The sequence below is a fragment of the Devosia sp. genome, assembly GCF_036676215.1.
Lineage (GTDB): Bacteria > Pseudomonadota > Alphaproteobacteria > Rhizobiales > Devosiaceae > Devosia.
This window is the reverse complement of the sequence record NZ_JAKFDJ010000201.1, coordinates 1-1503: the sequence shown is the minus strand read 5'-3', so window position 1 is coordinate 1503 and position 1503 is coordinate 1. Positions and strand designations below refer to the sequence as shown.

Annotated in this window: 2 protein-coding genes; both read left to right on the top strand. The window is 60.7% G+C overall.

Annotation, left to right across the window (positions count from 1 at the left end):
• Window positions 1-382, top strand: a 382-nt coding sequence (locus tag V6M52_RS16535; RefSeq protein ID WP_332701894.1) for an SDR family NAD(P)-dependent oxidoreductase, incomplete at its 5' end; no start/stop codon positions are given.
• The gene (locus tag V6M52_RS16530) at window positions 382-1443 is read left to right on the top strand and encodes an Ldh family oxidoreductase (RefSeq protein WP_332701892.1); all 1062 of its coding nucleotides are present in this window, start codon (window positions 382-384) and stop codon (window positions 1441-1443) included. The genes V6M52_RS16535 and V6M52_RS16530, both read left to right, overlap by 1 nt.
• The last annotated feature ends 60 nt before the right edge of the window (window positions 1444-1503 follow it).

Sequence of the window (1503 nt, the reverse complement as noted above, 5' to 3'; positions counted from 1 at the left end):
CCGTGCCGTGGTGCCGCATATGCGGGAAAAAGGGTATGGACGCATCGTCAATATAGCGTCCATTGCCGGCAAAGAAGGCAACCCGAACGCCTCGGCCTATAGCGCCTCCAAGGCGGGCGTTATCGCCCTGACAAAATCCCTGGCAAAAGAACTGGCCCAGGCGGGCGTCAGTGTCAACTGCGTTACACCGGCCGCGGTACGCACCGGTATCTTTGCGCAGATGACGCAGCAGCACATTGATTTCATGCTTTCCAAGATTCCAATGAATCGATTCGGCACCCCGGACGAGATCGCTTCTGTCGTGGCCTGGCTCTGCTCGGAGGAATGTTCGTTCTCGACGGGCGCCGTCTTTGATATTTCCGGCGGAAGGGCGACATACTGATGACTGAAAATCGATATTCCGCACCCGCCCTGGTTCGTTACGCCACCGATCTGCTTGGCGCCGCCGGCATGGACGCCGCACTCGCCGCTGTCGTGGCCGAAACCTTGGTGGAGGGCGACCTGTTGGGCCACGATACGCATGGACTGGCGTTGCTCGCGCCTTATATAAAAGAGATACAGAACGGCGCCATGACGCTGGCCGGGTCGGCCGACGTGGTGTCCGACCGGGGAGCTTCGCTATTGTGGGATGGTCGCCGCCTGCCGGGACCATGGCTGGTGCGCCAGGGGCTGGACACACTGGTGCCGCGCGCCCGGCAATTTGGCAGTGCAACCCTGGTAATACGTCGCAGCCATCATATTGCCTGCCTGGCCGCTTATCTTTTACGTGCCACCGAGCAAGGAATGATGCTGTTGCTGGCCAGTTCCGATCCGGCAGTCGCCAGCGTTGCGCCATTCGGTGGGCGTAGGGCGGTATTCACTCCCGACCCCATTGCCGCAGGCATTCCCACTTCCGGCACTCCTTTTCTTGTCGACATTTCATCATCCATCGTGACCAATGGCATGAGCGGGCGTTTGCAAAAGGCCGGCAAGCAGTTCGGTCACGATTGCATGCTCGATGCTCAGGGCCTGCCCAGCCGTGATCCGGCGGTGCTTAATACCGATCCACCGGGCACCATCATGCCGCTGGGCGGCCAGGAGTCCGGCCATAAGGGTTTCGGGCTGGCGCTGATCGTCGAGGCACTGACCGGCGGGTTGGCAGGACATGGCCGCGCCAACCCGCCCGCAGGATGGGGCGCAACAGTGTTCATGACGCTTTATGATCCGACCGCGTTCGCGGGCTCCGAAGCCTTTACACGTCAAACTGACTGGATTGCCGAATCCTGCCGCAGCAACCCTCCTGTACCGGATGTGGAGGCCGTGCGCCTGCCGGGGGATCGGGGTATGGCAAGCCGAGCCGCGCAGATGCGCGACGGGGTCGCGCTGCACGCTACCATAGCGCCCATGCTGGTCGAGCACTCCGAGCGTTATGGCATACCCTTTCCATCCGCGATCAATGGTTAAATGTACGCCCCTATAGCAATATCATTGCGGTGAATTCCCATCATGCCTATCAAGGTTATC

Excerpts from the sequence above, each read along its gene's own strand:
- V6M52_RS16530 (WP_332701892.1), top strand. The coding sequence starts at position 382 with ATGACTGAAAATCGATATTCCGCACCCGCCCTGGTTCGTTACGCCACC.